This is a genomic window from Pseudomonas sp. 01L34 (assembly GCF_056400265.1).
Map to the genome: position 1 here is coordinate 1 of NZ_JBFTSX010000032.1, position 822 is coordinate 822.

The window sequence follows — 822 nt, forward strand, 5'->3', positions numbered from 1 at the left end:
GAAGGCACCGAGGCCGGTGACGGTGACATCTTCGACGTTCTGCAGGTTGCTTTGGCTGAGATCGACGGTGCTGCTGGCCAGGGTCGAGGTGTAGCTGATGTTCAGCAGGTCRCGGCCCTGGTCGGCGGTTTCCTGCAGCAGCGCCAGTTCGCCGGCCTGGTCGAGGAYATAGGTGTCGTCGCCGGCGCCGCCGATCATGGTGTCCAGGCCGGTCTGGCCGTTGAGGATGTTGTTGCCGCTGTTGCCGGTCAGCACGTTGTTCAGGGCATTGCCGACGCCGTTGAGGTTGTCGCTGCCGGTCAGGGTGAGGTTTTCCAGGTTGGCGCCCAGGGCCCAGCTCACCGAGGCGCGTACGGTGTCGATTTCGCTCGCCAGGGTGCTGGTTTCGGTGACCGTGTCCTTGAGGTTGTCGACGATGTAGGTGTCGTTGCCGAAGCCGCCMATCATCACGTCGGCGCCGAGGCCACCGTYSAGCACGTTGTTGCCGCTGTTGCCGATCAGCACGTTGTTCAGGGCGTTGCCGGTGGCGTCGAGSTKGTCGCTGCCGGTGAGGGTCAGGTTCTCGAGGTTGCTGCCCAGGGTGTAGCTGATCGACGACAKMACCGTGTCGATTTCGCTCAGCGAGGTGCCGGTTTCCACCACCACGTCACCCACGTTATCCACAACGTAAACGTCGTTGCCTGCACCRCCAATCATGAGGTCTTGGCCGGCACCGCCATTGAGGAAGTTGGCGGCGGCGTTGCCGGTGAGGCTGTTATCGAGTTCGTTGCCGGTGAGGTTCAACGCGGCGGTGCCGAGCAGCACGCCGTCTTCGACGTTGGC

Annotated in this window: 1 protein-coding gene; it reads right to left on the reverse strand. The window is 63.4% G+C overall.

Features of this window, described 5'->3' with window-relative positions; translation table 11 throughout:
* Positions 1-822: calcium-binding protein (locus tag AC1DQM_RS29825; RefSeq protein ID WP_477747260.1), on the reverse strand; the 822-nt coding region annotated here is incomplete at both ends.